Origin of the sequence: Algorimicrobium echini, assembly GCF_900115185.1 — a bacterium.
GTDB lineage: Bacteria > Bacteroidota > Bacteroidia > Flavobacteriales > Flavobacteriaceae > Algorimicrobium > Algorimicrobium echini.
The window spans coordinates 586,213-605,156 of record NZ_FOVN01000001.1 but is presented as its reverse complement, the minus strand read 5'-3'; the positions used below and the strand labels follow the sequence as shown (position 1 = coordinate 605,156).

General features: G+C 35.3%; 14 protein-coding genes. 3 read left to right on the top strand and 11 right to left on the bottom strand.

The features are described 5' to 3' along the window. The first annotated feature begins 4 nt into the window (after positions 1-4). Positions 5-658, top strand: coding sequence for a CoA transferase subunit B (locus BM239_RS02760; protein WP_092206111.1), 654 nt, complete (start codon positions 5-7; stop codon positions 656-658). 527 nt (positions 659-1,185) lie between these two features. On the opposite strand, the gene BM239_RS02755 is transcribed toward BM239_RS02760, so the two are convergent. Further along, positions 1,186-2,877 carry an ABC transporter ATP-binding protein gene (locus BM239_RS02755; protein WP_092206110.1) on the bottom strand — a complete coding sequence of 564 codons (1,692 nt, stop codon included), beginning with the start codon at positions 2,875-2,877 and terminating at the stop codon, positions 1,186-1,188. 164 nt (positions 2,878-3,041) lie between these two features. On the opposite strand from BM239_RS02755, the gene BM239_RS02750 reads away from it, so the two are divergent. Next, a complete protein-coding gene (locus BM239_RS02750) occupies positions 3,042-7,358 on the top strand; it encodes a reprolysin-like metallopeptidase (protein ID WP_092206109.1) in 4,317 nt (1,438 codons plus the stop codon). Positions 7,359-7,719: 361 nt separating this feature from the next. Further along, entirely contained in the window at positions 7,720-9,702 is a 1,983-nt protein-coding gene (locus tag BM239_RS15280; RefSeq protein ID WP_394333910.1) for a GEVED domain-containing protein, read from the top strand. A gap of 55 nt (positions 9,703-9,757) precedes the next feature. Here the strand turns inward: BM239_RS15280 and BM239_RS02740 are convergent, their stop codons facing one another. The 10 genes from BM239_RS02740 to hemE form a co-directional block, all read right to left on the bottom strand. After that, positions 9,758-10,471: a 3'-5' exonuclease gene (locus tag BM239_RS02740; RefSeq protein WP_092206108.1), complete on the bottom strand. Its 714-nt coding sequence runs from the start codon at positions 10,469-10,471 to the stop codon at positions 9,758-9,760. Positions 10,472-10,474: 3 nt separating this feature from the next. Further along, positions 10,475-11,629 carry a serine hydrolase domain-containing protein gene (locus BM239_RS02735; protein ID WP_092206107.1) on the bottom strand — a complete coding sequence of 385 codons (1,155 nt, stop codon included), beginning with the start codon at positions 11,627-11,629 and terminating at the stop codon, positions 10,475-10,477. 42 nt (positions 11,630-11,671) lie between these two features. Beyond that, positions 11,672-12,151 carry a methylated-DNA--[protein]-cysteine S-methyltransferase gene (locus BM239_RS02730; RefSeq protein WP_092206106.1) on the bottom strand — a complete coding sequence of 160 codons (480 nt, stop codon included), beginning with the start codon at positions 12,149-12,151 and terminating at the stop codon, positions 11,672-11,674. Continuing rightward, the gene (locus BM239_RS02725; RefSeq protein ID WP_092206105.1) at positions 12,151-13,236 is read right to left on the bottom strand and encodes a CNNM domain-containing protein; all 1,086 of its coding nucleotides are present in this window, start codon (positions 13,234-13,236) and stop codon (positions 12,151-12,153) included. The genes BM239_RS02730 and BM239_RS02725 overlap by 1 nt, the downstream gene beginning before the upstream one ends. Positions 13,237-13,408: 172 nt before the next feature. Beyond that, positions 13,409-14,359 (bottom strand): Kelch repeat-containing protein, encoded by a 951-nt coding sequence (locus BM239_RS02720; protein WP_092206104.1) that lies wholly within the window; start codon positions 14,357-14,359, stop codon positions 13,409-13,411. A 118-nt stretch (positions 14,360-14,477) separates the two neighbouring features. Then, positions 14,478-15,467 (bottom strand): porphobilinogen synthase, encoded by a 990-nt coding sequence (gene hemB, locus BM239_RS02715; protein WP_092206103.1) that lies wholly within the window; start codon positions 15,465-15,467, stop codon positions 14,478-14,480. A 1-nt stretch (position 15,468) separates the two neighbouring features. Beyond that, a complete protein-coding gene (locus BM239_RS02710; RefSeq protein WP_092206102.1) occupies positions 15,469-16,455 on the bottom strand; it encodes a DUF4421 domain-containing protein in 987 nt (328 codons plus the stop codon). Continuing rightward, positions 16,446-17,348, bottom strand: a complete 903-nt coding sequence (gene hemF, locus BM239_RS02705; protein WP_092206101.1) for an oxygen-dependent coproporphyrinogen oxidase — start codon at positions 17,346-17,348, stop codon at positions 16,446-16,448. Before hemF ends, BM239_RS02710 begins: the two co-directional genes overlap by 10 nt. Continuing rightward, positions 17,338-17,874, bottom strand: a complete 537-nt coding sequence (locus tag BM239_RS02700) for a GNAT family N-acetyltransferase (protein WP_092206100.1) — start codon at positions 17,872-17,874, stop codon at positions 17,338-17,340. The genes hemF and BM239_RS02700 overlap by 11 nt, the downstream gene beginning before the upstream one ends. Positions 17,875-17,882: 8 nt before the next feature. Then, positions 17,883-18,908 carry a uroporphyrinogen decarboxylase gene (gene hemE / locus BM239_RS02695; RefSeq protein WP_092206099.1) on the bottom strand — a complete coding sequence of 342 codons (1,026 nt, stop codon included), beginning with the start codon at positions 18,906-18,908 and terminating at the stop codon, positions 17,883-17,885. Positions 18,909-18,944 lie beyond the last annotated feature (36 nt).

The following is an 18,944-nucleotide window of genomic DNA, read 5'->3' as shown; positions in this document are numbered from 1 at the left end:
AAACATGTTAGATAAAAACGGAATAGCAAAACGCATAGCACAGGAAGTTCAAGACGGTTACTACGTGAATTTAGGAATTGGTATTCCAACCTTGGTTGCTAATTACGTGCGAGACGATATAGAAGTAGAATTTCAAAGTGAAAATGGCGTGCTTGGCATGGGACCATTTCCTTTTGAAGGCGAAGAAGATGCCGATATTATAAATGCCGGAAAACAAACCATTACCACCTTGCCGGGAGCTAGTTTCTTCGATTCGGCTATGAGTTTTTCTATGATACGTGGGCAACATGTAGATTTAACCATTTTAGGTTCCATGGAAGTGGCGGAAAATGGCGACATTGCCAACTGGAAAATTCCAAACAAAATGGTAAAAGGCATGGGTGGTGCTATGGATTTAGTGGCAAGTGCTGAAAACATAATCGTGGCTATGATGCATACAAACAAAGCAGGCGAATCTAAACTACTAAAACGTTGCTCATTGCCATTAACTGGTGTTGGTTGCGTTAAAAAAATTGTGACGAATCTTGCGGTTATAGAAGTTACAGATAAAGGCTTCAAGCTTTTAGAACGTGCGCCAGGTGTTACTGTTGAAGAAATTCAAAAAGCAACGGAAGGCACTTTAATTATTGAAGGCACAATCCCTGAAATGAGCATTTGAGCGAATTCAGTTTAACCCTCGCATAAAATAGAAATGCAAAACTAAATGGAGCTTTAACAGAATTCCATTTGTCCGAAACATAAATCTATTTTAGTTTTATAATTATTAAATTTAAAAGATATTCCTATAAAACGAAGCTACTTTTTAAAGTAGCTTTTTTTATAACATGGATTTTTTGTAGGAAAAAACTTTAATATGATGATGAAATGTTAAATAAACATGCATTTCATCGAAAAATAATGTGTTTTAACTGATATTTTCAAAATATATGTCATATTAGCAATCCCAAACCTAACTAATGAATTGAACTGAAACTTTTGAAATTTGAATTATAATTTGCCCCAAATCTATTATAATTTAAATTAGCAAAAACATCTCAAATCTACCTTAAACATAACCTACTTATGAATTTTGCCTCAAATCTACCTGAACAACCTACACGTTATGAAAACAGCTTGATTTTGAGTATTCAAAATACCAAGCGATTCATTAAAAGCTTTATGTATTTAACAAAGAAACTATTCATGCTATAGTCCTTTTGGAATAGCATGAATAAGTTTTTTGGTATATGCTTTTTGAGGATATTCGTAAATTACATCGGCATCATTCATCTCTTCAATTTCACCTTGATTCATTACAATTAAATTATCAGACATATATTTTACCACAGCTAAATCGTGTGAAATAAATATGTACGTAAATCCAAAATTTTCTTTTAAATCATTCAACAAGTTTAGCACTTGGGCTTGTACAGAAATATCTAATGCTGAAACAGATTCATCACAAATAATTAGTTTAGGTTCCAAGGCAATAGTTCTAGCAATGCCTATACGTTGGCGCTGACCACCAGAAAACTCATGTGGATAGCGCGAAAAGAACGAGGCATCTAAACCAACCTTCTCCAATAATTCTAAAACGCGTGTTTTTCTGTCCGTATCTGAAGTGCCAATACCATGAATTTTCATGGGCTCTAGAATGGCTTTTCCAACTGGAATCCTTGGGTTTAGTGAAGCATACGGATCTTGAAAAATAATTTGAATGTCTTTTCGTAATTCTCTAATAGCTTTTTTGGATAAAGTGGTTATATCCGTGCCTTTATAAATAATTTTGCCTGCAGATGCTTTGTCCAATTGTAAAATAACATTCGCTAATGTGGACTTTCCACATCCAGATTCACCAACCAATCCTAATGTTTCGCCTTCATATAAGTTAAAACTAACCTGATTGACAGCTTTAAAAGCTACGTCTTTTTTAAACCAACCCGACTTTGAAAAGTAAATTTTATCTAAATTGTTTACCGTTAATAGTGGTTGTTTGGCATAGATTTTCCCATGATTTAAGGCGCGATTTTCAGCGCTAACAATAGTTTTATCAATGGTGTCATTCATAAAATCTTTAATGGTTGCTAAACGCTTATACCGCAAGTTCAAAGCAGGTCTGGCATTAATTAATGCTTTGGTATAGGAGTGTTGAGGATTGTTAAAAATATTAGATACCAGACCCTGTTCTACAATATTGCCTTGATACATAACCAAAACCCGATTAGAAATTTCTGAAATAAGTGATAAATCGTGTGAAATGAATAAAATACTCATGCCTTCAGATTTTTGGAGCTCTTTTAGTAACAAAATTATCTCCTTTTGTACGGTTACATCTAAAGCGGTTGTTGGTTCATCGGCAATTAATATTTTAGGTTTGCAAGCAATAGCCATAGCAATCATTACGCGTTGTTTTTGGCCACCCGACAGTTCGTGAGGATAGGCTTTAAAAATACGTTCAGGATTTGGAAGCTTTACTTTTTCAAACAGATTGGTAGTTTCTATTTTTGCTGCAGATTTGGATAATTTGGTATGCTGTAACAGAATTTCCCGAACCTGGTCACCACAACGCATAGAGGGATTTAAAGAACTCATGGGTTCTTGAAAAATCATAGCAATATCATTACCACGAATTTTCTGAAAAGCTTTTGATGTTACTTTTGTTAAATCATAATTCTCAAAAAAAATAGTACCCGCTGTTATTTTAGAAATAGTTTTAGGTAACAGGCCCATTATGGCTAAAGATGAAACGGATTTCCCAGAACCTGACTCACCAACAATACCTAAAATTTCATTTGGGAATAATTTATAGGATATATCATGAATAATTTCATTTTCAATTTTATTATTTGAAAATGAAATTTTTAAGTTGCTTACGTTTAAAATTGGATTTGTTTGCATATGTAAAAGTAAGTTTTTTCTTCAAACCTGTTGTGGTAAAACCGTAATGTTGATAATTATTCATTTATTTCGGTAAAAAATCAATAATTATATAATCAATCTGCTATTTTTTATGTTAAATTCGTGATAAATTCACTTAATAACCACATAAATAGCAATTTATTATGATTAAAAAACTATTCTTATTATTAATTTTCTCTAGTATAAGTTTGAGCTTTGCGCAAAGTAAAAAACTCTGGGAAAAACAAACAGCAGTTAGTAAACAGTCTGTGAAAACTAATAAACTTAAATTACCAAATTCAGAAGTTTTCTCTCTAGATTTTAATGCTTTAAAACAGTCTCTCCAAAATGTTGCCAAACGAGAAGATTTAAGCCGTGGTTCAGAGGTTATTTTATCATTTCCAAACGACCAAGGTAAGATGGAACGTTTTCGGGTGATTGAAGCTTCGGTTTTACATCCAGATTTACAAGCTCGTTTTCCTGATATTCGTTCGTATGCTGGACAAGGAGTTGATAATCCAGCCGATGTTATTCGGTTTAGTATGTCGCCTAAAGGATTTCAGAGTATGCGTTTGTCGCCAGATAAACCTGCAAGCTTTATTGAAGCGTATACCAATGATTTAAGTCAATATGTTGTGTTCAATCGTCAAAATCGTAGAATGGAGCAAGATGATTTTGAATGTACAGTTACGGACGCCATGAATTCTAATATTTCGGGTGATGGAAATTCGTATCGAAATGCTGATGACGGTTTATTAAGAACATATAGGTTAGCGGTTTCTACTACTGGTGAGTATACGGCCTATCATGGTGGTACTAAAGCATTAGCTTTAGCAGCAATAAATGCTACAATGACCAGAGTAAACGGTGTTTTTGAAAATGATTTTAACGTAACTATGGTAGTTATTGCTAATAATACGAATGTTATTTACACTAATTCTGGTAACGATCCGTATACATCGTCATCAAATTATAACAGTCAATTACAAGCTACTTTAACAAGTGTTATAGGGGAATCAAATTATGATGTTGGTCACTTATTTGCACGTGCTTCCAATAATGGAAATGCTGGATGTATAGGCTGTATATGTGTAAATGGACAAAAAGGAAGTGGTTTTACATCTCGAACAGATCCAGAAGGTGATCCATTTGATATTGATTATGTAGCACACGAAATTGGTCATCAATTTGGTGCTAACCACACATTTTCTTTTAGAAATGAAAGTACCAATGCGCATTTTGAACCTGGAAGTGGTACTACTATTATGGGCTATGCAGGAATTACTGGAGCTACTGATGTGCAATCTAATAGTGATCCATATTTTCATGCGTTTTCTATTCAGCAGGTTACTGATTATATTAAGTCAAGAAGTTGCCAAACAAATACCAATACAGGAAATGCTATACCAACAGCAGATGCAGGATCCAATTATACCATTCCAAAAGGAACACCTTTTGTTTTAAACGGTACCAGTACTGATGCTAATTCTGGTGATGTATTAACCTATTGCTGGGAACAATTTGATGAAAACAATGCGGCTACAACCTATCCAAGCACTACAGCAACTTCTGGTGTAGCATTTCGTTCTTACAGCCCTACAACAGATACCAAAAGATATTTTCCACGATTGGCAACAATTAAAACAGGTAGCACATCTTGGCAATGGGAAGCGGTTCCAAATGTAGCACGAACATTAAATTTCCGAATGACCGTAAGAGATAATAAAGCAGGTGGAGCGGCCAATAATAGCGATGATATGGTTGTTACCGTAAATGGAACTGCTGGACCATTTATTGTAAATTCACCAAATTCTAATGTAACTTGGGCAGCTGGAAGTACTCAAAATGTAACCTGGAATGTTGCTGGAACTACAGGAAATGGTGTTAATGCGGCTAATGTAGATATCTTTTTATCTACAGATGGTGGAGATACATATCCGATTACATTGGCTACTAATGTGCCTAACGATGGATCTCAAAGTGTAGTTGTTCCTAATAATCAAGGAAGCCAAAACAGAATTATGGTTAAAGGGAGTAACCATATTTTTTTCGATATTTCTAATAGCAATTTCACTATTGCTGGACAGGTTGTTTGTAATGCTGCCGTACCAAGTGGTTTAAATGCATCAGGTGTAAATTCAAATTCTGCAAACCTATCGTGGAATGCTGTTTCGGGAGCGACTTATGATTTACGTTACCGACAAACAGGTACAACAACATGGATAACAAATAATGTATCTGGAAACTCAACATCTGTTTCAGGATTAAGTAGTTTAACACAGTATGAAGCGCAAGTTCGTAGTAAGTGTAGTGGTGGAAGTAATTCGGCTTATAGTAATTCTATCAGCTTCACAACTACCGACGTGCAATTGAATTACTGTGCTTCAGCAAGTACAAATGTGAATGATGAGTATATTAGTCGTGTACAATTGAATACGATTAATAATGCTTCTGGAGCGCAATTTTATTCAGATTTTACTGGTATTTCCACAACTTTAACTAAAGGTACACAATACACTATAACAGTAACACCAACATGGACAGGAACAGTTTATAGTGAAGGGTATGCTGTATGGATTGATTTTAATAGAGATGGTGATTTTGTAGATTCGGGCGAACTGGTTTGGAGTCGTGCAGCAACCAATACAACACCTGTTAGTGGTAATTTTACCATTCCAGCTGGTGCCGTTGAAAATGCAACACGTATGCGTGTATCTATGAAGTATAATAGCATTCCAACGTCTTGTGAATCGTTTACTTACGGAGAAGTTGAAGATTATACAGTTGTTATTCAGTCTCAAGGGCCAGATACCATAGCGCCAAGTGCGCCAGCTAATTTATCAGCATCTAATACAACGCAAACAACTACTGATTTAAATTGGAGTGCAGCTACAGATAACATTGCCGTTACGGCTTATGATGTTTATCAAGGTGCAAGTATTATTGCAACCGTTTCTGGAACTTCGTATGCAGTTGTTGGTTTAAGTGCCAGTACATCATATGCATTTAGTGTCCGAGCTAAAGATGCGGCAGGAAATGTGTCAGTTGCTAGTAATACGGTAAATGTTACTACGTTGAATCCGCCTGATACGCAAGCACCAAGTGTTCCCGCTAACTTATCTGCAACTAATACAACACAAACAAGTACCAGCTTGAGCTGGTCATCGTCTACCGATAATGTAGCCGTTACAGAGTATGACGTGTATCAAGGTTCTACAATTATTGCTAGTGTTTCTGGAACTACGAGACAAGTAACGGGTTTAACAGCTAACACGGCTTACACGTTTAGAGTTCGAGCAAGAGATGCTGCTGGAAATATTTCAGGTTATAGTAATACGGTAAACGTTACAACCTTACCTATTGCCAATACAGGTTGTACAGGAAGTGTTTCGGTATTTCCATATTCTGAAGGATTTGAAAACACATTAGGCGCTTGGACGCAATCCACTGCTGATGATATCAATTGGACAGTTGATGCAAACGGAACGCCTTCAAGCAACACAGGACCATCAAGTGCGGCTCAAGGCAGTTATTATATTTTTGTGGAAGCATCGAGTCCTAATTATCCAAACAAACGGGCCATTTTAAATTCACCTTGTTTTGATTTGTCAGCCGAAAGTGCTGCAACATTCAATTTCCAATACCACATGTATGGTTCAAATAACTTTGGAACTATTGCGTTAGAAGCAAGCACCAATAATGGTACCTCTTGGACTTCTATTTGGAATGAGTCCGGGAATAAAGGGAATTCTTGGCAGTCTGCTAGCGTCGATTTAGCAGCTTATGTCGGTGGAACGGTTCAATTACGTTTTAATAGAAACGTTGGAACGACATGGCAGGCTGATTTAGCAATTGATAATATTAGTCTAACCACTGGTGGTGGAACAGGTGGAAACTGTAATATAGGTAATGTTACTTTAAGTTTGACCTTTGATAATTATCCTGAAGAAACAGCTTGGACGCTTAAAAATGCATCTGGTACAACAGTGGCTTCGGCTTCGTATTCAACATCTAATCCAGATGGATCTACAATAACCAGAATCTTCACTGGTTTAGCTGCTGGCGAATATACATTTACAATAACCGACGCCTATGGTGACGGTATTTGCTGTTCATATGGAAATGGCTCTTATACATTAACAGGCTCTACAGGAACGTTAGCTTCTGGTGGTAGTTTTTCAGCCTCTGAAACAACAACATTCTGTATACAATCGGCCTCTCGTGAGGTGAATGAAACATCTATTTCTCAATTAGAACGAGACATTGTTTTATATCCAAACCCTGTAAAAGGTAGTGTTTTAAATATTAAAACAACTTATCAGGATGTAACATATGAAGTGTTCAACAACCTTGGACAATTAGTTAGTAAAGGCGCCTTGAGTCATGGAACTATAGATGTCAGCAATTTAGAAACGGCATTGTATCAAATTCGTTTTAAAACGGAAAGTGGTTCTGTAACCAAACGCTTTATTAAGCAATAATAATCGATTGAATTTAAAGTAAAAACGTCCAGATTTTTAAATCTGGACGTTTTTTATTTATAAATCATTTCAGTTTAGTCATAATAAAATTAACATTTGTTATTAGATATTCATATAAAAAAGTAAGTTTTTTCTTCAAACCTGTTGTGGTAAAACCGTAAAGTATTTTTTTTAATGGTTATTCAACGAAAAACGGATTATAAAATTTCGATATTATCATTTTTATAATACATTCACAGATAATTATTTAATTATTAACTTAAAATTTTACATTTTACACATGAAAAAACCTACTACTTTATTCTTTATGTGTTTTCTGTTTAGCATGGCGATTTTTTCCCAAGAACGCAACTGCTCAACTATGGAAAACCTTGAATACCGAAAACAGCAAGACCCAGGTCTTGAGCAACGAATGGCTCAAATTGAAGCCTTTACACAAACCCAAATCCAACAGATGGCAAATAACAGAATTGATGGCTCTGTTATTACACTTCCTGTTGTGGTACATGTACTTTATAGAAACAGCACCGAAAACATAAGTGTGGCACAAATTCAGTCGCAAATAGATGTTTTAAATGAAGATTTTAGACGAACAAATCCTGATGCCGATAACACGTGGTCTCAAGCCGCTGATACAGAAATTGAATTCTGCTTAGCAACAGTAGACCCGAATGGTAATCCAACATCTGGAATAACCAGAAAGTCTACTACACGTCAAGACTGGGGAACAACTGATGACATGAAAAAAGCATCGCAAGGTGGTGTTAATCCTTGGAATACAGCAGAATATATCAATATGTGGATTGTTCCAAAAATGACCAGTGGTGGACAAACCATTTTAGGTTATGCGCAATTTCCAGGAGGAAGTGCTGCTACAGATGGTGTTGTCATGGCATATAATTATTTTGGTCGTGTTGGAAATGTATCCGCTCCATTTGATGGCGGACGTACAACGACACATGAAGTCGGACACTATTTAAATCTTCGTCATATTTGGGGAGATGCTAATTGTGGTAATGATTTTGTAAGTGATACACCTACACATCAAACCTCAAATGGTGGTTGTCCAACAGGACGCGTGTCTTGTGGATCGGTAGATATGATTCAAAATTACATGGATTATACTAACGACTCTTGTATGAACTTATTTACAACGGGACAAAAAAATAGAATGCGAGCTGTTTTAAATGCTGGAGGAGCAAGAAGATCATTAGCATTATCAGATAAATGTGGAGGCGGTAGTACACCACCAACATGTAATGATGGCATTCAAAACGGAACTGAAACAGGCGTAGATTGTGGCGGTTCTTCTTGTCAGCCATGTCAAACAGGTTCGCAATATTGTAGTTCTCAAGGCAACAGCGTTGCGGATGAGTATATTTCTCGTGTACAGTTAGGGACTATTAATAACGTGTCTGGAGCACAATCGTACTCAAACTTTACAGCAACATCTACTAATTTAACAAAATCCGATAGCTACACGATTACCGTAACACCTACTTGGACAGGAACTAGTTATAATGAAGGATATGCTGTTTGGATAGATTATAATCAAGATGGTGATTTTACGGATACAGGCGAATTAGTTTGGTCTAGAGCGGCCTCTAAAACCAGTCCAGTAAGTGGAAGTTTTACAATTCCTACTTCTGCTTCTGTTGGTGAAACACGTATGCGTGTGTCTATGAAGTATAATGGTATTCCAACATCATGCGAAACATTTAATTATGGTGAAGTTGAAGATTACACCGTAAACATTGTAAATGGTGGCAGCTCTGGTGGTGATACAACCGTTAGATTATCTATTACATTCGATAATTATCCAGAAGAAACTTCGTGGTCTATTCTTGATGGTAGTACAACTGTAGCTTCTGGTGGTACGTATGGATCTCAAGCAGATGGTTCTACTATAAATATTGATGTCGATTTACCTGCTGGTTGTTATTCATTAGTTGTTAATGATGCTTATGGTGATGGTATTTGTTGTTCTTACGGAAATGGCTCTTATACCTTAAAAGCAGGGACAACAACACTAGCTAGTGGCGGATCGTTTACAAGTTCTCAAACAACTAATTTCTGTGTTGGTGGTTCAACAAGAACTTTTGGAAGCGTAACGACAACAGATGATATATTTAAGATACATCCAAATCCAACAAAACAAGTATTAAACATTTCGTTAAATGGATTAGAAGCGCAGCGTTACCAAGTCACTAATATGCTTGGTCAAGCAGTATTGAATGGTGCTTTTGAGAAATCAATTAATGTGTCTGAACTGCCTGCTGGTATGTATATAATTCAATTGTATATCGGAGAAAAAACGAAAGTGAAACGCTTTATCAAGCAATAATTATCAATTAATTCTATAAATTCAAAACGTCCAGATTTCTTAATCTGGACGTTTTTTATACGTGAATAATTTCGTTGGTATGGAGTAGTTCGTCACCACGGAGCCTTAAAAATATTTGTGCCACAGCAATGGTATCTTTTTCACAATAAATAATAATCCGGTCGATGTCGTTTTCTTCATAATAAACTCGATACACTTCGCTACCATCAATATCATCTTTAGGCGATGGGATACCCAACACATTAGTCAATAGTTTTAAAGACGTGTAGGTTTTATAATCGCCAAATTTCCACAATTCTAGCGTATCTAAATGTGGAACTTCCCAGGGTTTTTTTCCAAATAAATTGAGTTTATATGGCAATTCTATATTATGGATAATCATGCGTCTTGCTATATATGGAAAATCGAATTCCTTGCCATTATGCGCACAAAGCAGGTGTTTATTATTACTGAAATGTGTAATTAGTAAGTTTTTAAAGTCTTTAAGAATCTTGATTTCTTCACCATAGAAGGAGGTAACCCGAAAGGATTTTATAGTACCCTCAATTTTAAAATACCCAACCGAAATACAGATTATTTTTCCGAATTCTGCCCAAATTCCAGCACGATTATAAAATTCCTCGGCAGTAAAATCGTCTTTACGTTGGTATTCGGATTTGGCATCCCAAAGCATTTGCTTGGTCTCGTCTAAATCTGAAAAATGCCTAGTTTCTGGAACCGTTTCAATGTCCAAGAATAGAATGTTTTCGAGATTTAATTTAGAAATCATGGTTTAGTTTTTTTCAAGCATCTTATAAGCTTCATCAATATACGTAGAAATATCTGGAGTAAAGGTTGCAATGGCATCTCCAGGACCTTTGGAATGACCTAATCTTACAATAATAACGTTGTCATTAGGTTCTACGATAACATATTGCCCTAGGTGGCCACGCATCATAAAAAACTCTTTATCACCTACATTTTTTAACCACCAACCATAGCCATATTCGGGACTAGCAGGAAAACGTGGTTTAATAGACTTGGCAATAAATGCCGAATCTAAAAGTTGTTTACCTTGCCATTTACCATGGTCTTTGTAGAGTTTGCCTAAACGTGCAAAATCTTTCGCATTACTGGCAATACAGCAATAGGCTTTTACCATATCGTGTTCTTCACTATCCACTTGCCAAAGAGTTGCGTTTTCTGAACCTAGAGGTTTCCAAAAGGATTCGGTTAAATAATCATATAGTTTTTTGCCTGTTGCACGCTCAATAACCATGGCCAGCATTTGCGTATCACCACTAGAATATTTGTAAGCTTGTCCAGGCTCTTCAACCACCTTTAATCCGTTAATTACTTTATCTAAATCATCATCAAAATAAGCACGCGTTGTTATGGATAATGGCGAATAATAGGCTTCGTCCCAGTCAGTTCCTGATGCCATGGAAGATAAATCGCCAACCGTTAATTTGGCTGCTAAACCGTCTTTAAATTCGGGAAGGAAATCACCAACAGGCTGATTTAAACTTTCAATATGTCCTTCCATGAGCGCTTTTCCTAATAATGCCGAAACATAACTTTTTGCCATGGAAAATGAGTTGGATTTGGAATTTTCTCCAAAACCATCGTAATAATTTTCAAACCAAACACTATCATTTTTTATAATAACGTAGGCAATAGTGCCATTTTCTTTATTGATTTTAGTTAGGGTTTCCGTTTCTTTTACGCTATTATAATCTTGATGATTTGGCCATGGTTGCGGTGTTCCATTTGCAATAACTTGATTATCGAATTCTTTATAATCTTCTAAGTATGCAGTGGAGTAGCCTTTAAAGTAAATAGTTCTCACGGCTTTTAGAAGGTAATCAGTATCGGTTATATACAAGGTTGCAACAAGTAATGCAAAAATAAGAACAACCCATTTTAAGACAGATTTTAGGAATTTCATGTAGTTTAGTTTAGAAAATAAATATAGGAATTTTTATTGAGGCTAAAACAGTGATTGTTGTTTATAGGGACTTTCATGTTCTAGTAGCCATTTTTTTCGGTGCAGACCACCAGCATAACCCGTTAAGCTGCCATCTGAACCAATAACGCGATGACAGGGTATAACAATCCATAATGGATTTTTTCCATTGGCATTTGCCACAGCACGAATAGCTTTTACGTCCCCTAATTGTTTGGAAAGTTCCAAATATGAAGCCGTTTTTCCATATGGGATTTTACTTAAAGCATCCCAAACACTTTTTTGAAACGAAGTGCCTTCTGGATTTAATGTTAAATTAAATTCTTTTCGGTTTCCTTCAAAGTATTCATGGAGTTGGTACACGCAATCTTGAAGCGTTTCTGGAATGATATCGGTTATTTTCTCGTTTGAATTTAAAACGGTTATAGTGGAAATACCATTAGCATCTCCAGTAATTTGAGTAAACCCTAACGGTGAATTTATAATACAACTATCTTGTTCCATTAATCCTTGGGCTCTTCGTTGTCAATTATGCCAAGTCGTTTAGCGCGTGCCTCCCAACCGCGTCTGGCTAAAACTTGTAAATCTGGAACGTCATCACTTTCATCCATGATTTCCATGCCAAGAAGGGTTTCTATAACATCTTCCATAGTTACTAAACCACTTACGGAACCATACTCATCAACCACCAATGCTAAATGGTTTTTACTCTCTACGAGTTGTTCAAAAAGGCGTGGAATTGGCACGTTTCGATTGATAATAATAATTGGTCTCTTTATTTCTGTGAGCAATTTATCACCATTTCCAAAAGCCATTTCCTTAAAAACTTCATCTTTTAATACCAGTCCTGTTATGTTGTCTGACTTTTTAGTATATACAGGAATTCGTGAAAATTTGGTATTGGCATTTTTTTTAAAAAAATCTTCAATCGTTTGATTTTCATTTTCTAAAGACATTACTGTACGTGGTGTCATGACATCTTTAGCTAGAACTTCTTTAAACGTGAGCATATTTTTTATAACCTTACTTTCAGATTCATGAAAAACACCTTCTTCTTCTGCTAAATTGGTCATAGCGTGAAAATCTTCGCGACTTAATACGCTACCATGTGGACTACCACCAATTAGCTTGGTGGTGAGGCGTAAGAGCCATAAAATTCCAGAATATTTTAAAGGAAACATTAAAATGTTAAGTGTTGTTGCTGTAAACCCAGCTAATGATTTCCAATATGAAGCACCAATGGTTTTCGGAATTATTTCTGATACTATTAAAATAAGTAAAGTCATGATTGCCGAGACAATTCCAACGGTATTTATCCCAAAAACTTCAATTTTATAAGGGAGCTTTTCAGCTTCTATACCAACCATCATGGCACCTAATGTGTGTGCAATGGTATTTAGTGTTAAAATAGCAATGAGTGGTTGATCTACATCGTTTTTTAGTTTTTCTAATTTTAAAGCATAGTCTTTACCTTCTTGCTTTTTAACTGTTATAAAAGTAGGTGTAACACTTAATAAAACGGCTTCCAGTATGGAGCATAAAAATGAAAAGAAAATTGAAATAGTGGCCCAAAAAATGAGTGTGCTCATTAACGTATGTTTAGTTTTCCTGCTAATTTACAAAATCAAAAGGGAATTTTTAGGTTTTAAATATAGGTAATAAATGCACAATCCTGAAAGTTCAGAACTGTGCATTTAAAATTCATTTATTTTATCTTGCCAATAGTAATTTCTCTTTGGGGAGAATGATAATAGGTTATTTTTATAGCGCAATATTTATTTCAATTAATGCAAATTCATTACTTGTTGTTTTGCCAGTCATGAATAAAGTATTACCGTTAATGAATATGTTTTCATAATTTAAGTTGTAGGAAGGAATTTCAATTGGTTCTGTTTTCCAAATTCCCTCAATCGTGTCATAAATATGGATATCATTTCGTGTCAAAGCAAAAATATATCTATTATTATACACTGCAGTTTGGTGTTCTGTACTATATCCAGATAAATTAAAAGGGAGATCAGGCAAAACGGTCCAACCATTTGTTTCGCTGTAAGAAGAAAAATTCTTTTGATCATCAACGCTTCTTCCTCCCAAACTATACAAGGCATTGTTAACTGCAATGAGTTCAGATTCGGTATTCACATATGGTCCGTTTGGTGCTGTATGCCAAGAATCAGTAGCTATTTCGTAGTACTTAAAGGTTGTTGAGGCTGTTCTACCACCGAAAAAATAAATTTTACCATTTAAATACGCTACACCTGCTTCACCATTGTTATTACGGAATTCGTCAGGATAGTTGAGCGCTGACCAAGAATCTGTAGTCGGAGAATAGGTTACGGCTTCATTGGCAATATGATACAAATTAATTCCATCTGTAATGATTTTTGAGCTATAACCACATGCGCAGATGGCATTGTCAGGTGTTTTCGAGCGGAAGTTGTTACTCGTTATATTATATTCTAAAGCGAATTGTGTTAAAGGTGTATTGGATGGATTCATGAAGTAAATTTTATCTCCAACCATAGAAAACCAAACTGAATAATTTCCTGGATCTTCTGGTGTTAAAGGTGTATCAACTTCGTTAAATGTTAAGTTAATATCGTTGACAGTTTTTGGTGCAATATATATATCATCATCATCGTTACTGCAGCCAACAAATGCCATTAACATTACACTTAAAATCAGAATATTTTTACATGTTGAACGTTTCATAATTATTTTATTTAGGTTTTCTATTTAATGAAAAATCTAAATAAAGGTTAACAAGTATAAAGATTATATTAATTTTTTAATTGCCAACAATGTTTTAAACTGAAATTATAAAAAACGTTTACGAAATTAACTTCACCACATCCTTGGCAAAGTAGGAAGCAATTACATCTGCTCCAGCACGTTTAATGGCGGTAACTTGTTCCATCATAACGGCATCATGGTTTAACCAACCTTTTTCGGCAGCTGCTTTAAGCATGGCATATTCGCCAGAAACTTGATAAACAGCAACAGGAACATCAACCGTATTTTTAATTTCACGAACAATATCCAAATAGCATAAACCTGGTTTTACCATAACAATATCTGCACCTTCATCTATATCCATTTCGGTTTCTCGGATGGCTTCCAGACGGTTTGCTGGATCCATTTGATAGCTTTGTTTGTCTTTGGGAACATCTACCATATCAACAGGAGCCGAATCTAATGCATCTCGAAACGGACCATAAAAAGCCGATGCGTATTTTGCTGAATAACTCATAATACCTGTATTGTAAAAGCCGTTATTTTCAAAAGCTTCACGAATGCTTAAAATACGACCATCCATCATATCACTTGGTGCTACAAAATTGGCACCCGCTTCAGCATGAGAGAGGCTCATATCTGTTAAAATATCTACCGTTTCGTCGTTTAAAATTAGGCCGTTTTTTACAACACCATCATGACCATAGGACGAATATGGATCCATGGCCACATCTGTCATAACCAACATGTCAGGACAAATATTCTTTACCGTTTTAATGGCGCGTTGCATGAGTCCGTTTGGATTTAGTGCTTCTGTGCCTTTATTGTCTTTTAAATTATCAGGTACTTTTACAAAAAGTAAAACCGATCTTAAACCAAGACGCCATAGTTCTCTTACTTCGTTTTCCAAAAGGTCTAAACTGTAGCGAAAATAATTTGGCATGGAAGCAATTTCTTCTTTTACGCCTTTACCTTCAACTATAAAAAGTGGTACTAAAAAATCATTTGGTGATATTATGGTTTCACGAACTAACGAGCGAATAGCTTCATTGCTACGTAAACGTCTGTTTCTTTTTAATGGATACATATTATTTTTTTAGCTTTATTTTTTTATTTAATTCTTCCGTTTTATAAACCAATTTTTTAGGAGCTTTAAACCGGTAGCCTAAAAAGATTTGAAAAAAAGGAATATCATCCTTTACATAGGTTTCTCGGTCTGTATTGTGATTTAAAATGAGGTAACTATAATCAGCACCTAAATAAAAGTCATTAATATCATAGGTTATTGCGCCTCTAAAATTTAATTCCGTTAATAATGAGAATAGACTTTCATCGGTTGACGTGGAATAATTTAACCCCATTCCAACCGAAGCTCCAGCCGAAATAAATAGGTTTTTTGTAGGGACAAAATTGTAATAATAGGAAGGAGCAAAAGCAATATCAAAAGTATAGTAGTCGCTATCAAGAAAATTATCTTCTGTTTTTAAAGAGAATTTTGAGTAATAATAAACAAATCTAGGAATAAAACTACCAACACTTTTTAGTTGTTTTTCATCTTGGCTTACAATAGCACGAAACGAGAAGTTTTCGTTCCAAATATAGGATGTACTTCCGCCTATTTTAAAGTTTTTAAATTTTGGAAAATATGCCGAGTTACTGCCATCTGACAGATAAAATCCTTTTTCCGAAAACACATCCAGTGTTTGCATCCAATGTTTTCCAAAGTATTGCCTTAAATTTAAATTAAAGAGTTTGGAGTCGTCATTATCCTTATTTTCTGAAAGGAAATCAGGAGCAAAGGAATAAGATATGGTAAGCGATCTGAATGATACCGAAGCGCCAATTCGGTTTTGTTTATTTGGGTTTAATTTGAAAAACAAATCGGAGTTTCTATCCTTAAGCTCTAAAGAATTGGAGGTGTTTACATAAAATAATCTGGCTGTAATTCTATTGGGAAACAGTTCTTTATATTCGGTTTGTTTTAAATAAATGACCTCCGGAATGCTATCTTGAGCAAAAAGTGTGCATGTTGTAAAAACAATAAATAATATGATTGAAACATTTTTTAAACCCATGATTTTGGATTTTGCAATACGTTAAGCAGCTTTTCTTCGGCACTTCCAACTTCTGGATGATGATCATAAACCCATTGAACATGAGGTGGCAGACTCATTAAAATACTTTCAATTCTACCATTTGTTTTTAGTCCGAAAAGCGTGCCTTTATCATGAACCAAATTGAATTCTACATAACGGCCACGACGAATTTCTTGCCAAGTGCGTTGGGCGTCGGTATATGGTAATTCTTTACGTTTTTCTACAATTGGAGCATAGGCTTCTAAAAAGCTATCGCCAACTTCGGTTACAAAATCATACCAGTTTTTCATGGTCATGGTTTCGGTAGCTTTGCAATAATCGAAAAATAAACCACCTAAACCGCGACCTTCATTTCTATGTGTATTATAGAAATATTCATCACATCTGGCTTTATATTTTGGGTAAAACTCCGGATCATGTTTATCGCATGCCGTTTTACAAGTTTGGTGAAAGTGTATTGCATCCTCTTCAAATAAATAGTAAGGTGTTAAATCTTGTCCGCCACCAAACCATTGGTCCACAATGTTGCCGTTTGTATCATACATTTCAAAATAACGCCAATTAGCGTGAACGGTAGGAACCATTGGGTTTTTGGGATGAAGGACTAAACTTAATCCACAAGCAAAAAAATCGGCATCTTCTACGCCAAAATAGGTTTGCATGCTGTCTGGTAATTTGCCGTGAACACCAGATATATTCACACCACCTTTTTCAAAAACAGCGCCATTTTCAATAACACGTGTTCGTCCACCACCACCTTCTGGTCGTTTCCAAATATCTTCTTGAAATGTAGCCTTACCATCTACAGCCTCTAATTTATCTGTAATAGTATCTTGTAATGCTTGTATGTATTGGTAGAATTTATTTTTCATGCTGTAATTCGTATAATTCCATATCTAAAACAGACTTGCCTGTTACGTGTTCCCGATTTAAGGTTTTTACCCAATTAAAGCCATTTTTTTTAGCTATCTGTATGCTTGCTTCATTGGATTTATGGATAATAATTTGCAGGGATTTTAGCTCTAATTCGTTAAAAGCGTAGGTTTTTGCAGCTTTTATACTTCGTGTCATCCAACCTCTTCCGGAATATTTCTGACCTAAACAATATGAAAATTCACCCTGTTTTAAATGACAATCTATATTTTTTAAAATAATTAATCCAGCAACATCACCAGAACCATTATCTTTTATAGCAAAGGTAAATTCTTCTTGATTTTTTATCTGTTTGTTTTTTCTTTGAATGTAATTTTTAGAATCGGCTTCAGATAGGTTTTCGGAAAGCGTTTTAGGAAGGTATTTTTGAAATCGTCTTCCATTGGAAATCATTAACCGACTTAAGCTTTGTGCATCTTGTGGTTTTAAGACTTCCAATGAAAACGATTCTGTTTTTAATTTCATAATAAAATTTACGCACGATACTCTTTTACAGCATCAATAAACGCTTTGGCATGATCCAAAGGAATATTAGGTAAAATACCGTGACCTAAATTTACAATATATTTATCTTTTCCAAACTCATTAATCATTTGATGAACCATTTTTTTAATTTCTGCAGGTGGTGAAAATAAACGTGTTGGATCAAAATTTCCTTGTAGCGTAATGTTTCCACCTGTTATATAACGTGCGTTTTTTGGTGAGCATGTCCAGTCTACACCCAAAGCAGATGCCCCAGATTTTGCCATAGTATCTAAAGCAAACCAACAGCCTTTTCCGAAAGCAATAACAGGACTCTCATCTTTTAATGCATCAATAATTTGTTGGATATATTGCCAAGAAAATTCTTGATAATCTACAGGCGATAACATGCCTCCCCAAGAATCGAATACTTGAACCGCATTGCAACCAGCTTTTACTTTTTCCTTTAAATATGCTATAGTTGTATCTGTAATTTTTTGTAACAATTGGTGTGCAGCTACCGGATTGGTAAAACAAAACTCCTTGGCTTTATCAAAATTTTTACTGCCTTGCCCTTGTACGCAATAGCATAAAATGGTCCATGGTGAACCTGCAAAACCAATTAATGGAATTTCATCATTCAACTTTTCTTTAGTAGCTTTAATGGCTTGATATACATAATCTAAAGCAACTGATACATCAGGAACTATTACATGGTCCACATCTTTTTGTGTGCGAATAGGATTGGGTAAATATGGTCCGAAATTAGGTTTCATTTGGACTTCAATATTCATGGCCTGCGGAATTACTAAAATATCACTAAATAAAATAGCAGCATCCATACCGTATCTACGAATAGGTTGTACTGTAATTTCACTCGCTAATTCGGGTGTTTGGCAACGTGTAAAGAAATCATATTTGGCCTTTATTTCCATGAATTCTGGTAAATAACGACCCGCTTGACGCATCATCCAAACAGGAGGACGTTCTACGGTTTCACCTTTTAATGCTCTTAAAAATAAATCGTTCTTAATCATATTTTGCTAGATGCTATTAATTAATTACTAATAGTT